Below are 267 nucleotides of genomic sequence, written 5' to 3' on the forward strand. Positions count from 1 at the left end.
TTGATACTCTAAAAAATCGTTTAACTGTAAATTATTTAGCTTTTTTGTTTTATCTTTAAAGCGCAGTTCATTTATTAAAATATTCCGAATCTCTAAAAAGCACCACACTTCGTATATTTCAGCGACAGACTTCATTGATACGCTTGATTGTTCTTCAAACACATCCAAATAGTATTTTAATTCTTGCCACACACGATAAACAGCGCTGTAGCCTGTTTTTTGTTGCAAAACTAAAGATTCGCTATTAAGCCCTGTATACGTACTCAC

The 267-nt window shown here is 32.6% G+C and carries 1 protein-coding gene; it reads right to left on the reverse strand.

The window, feature by feature from the left end; translation table 11 throughout:
* On the reverse strand, window positions 1–267 hold a 267-nt coding region (locus SB765_RS30160; protein WP_410932565.1), incomplete at both ends, for a nuclease domain-containing protein.

It is taken from the genome of Pseudomonas sp. SIMBA_067 (genome assembly GCF_046534675.1).
Taxonomy (GTDB): Bacteria; Pseudomonadota; Gammaproteobacteria; order Pseudomonadales; family Pseudomonadaceae; genus Aquipseudomonas; species Aquipseudomonas putida.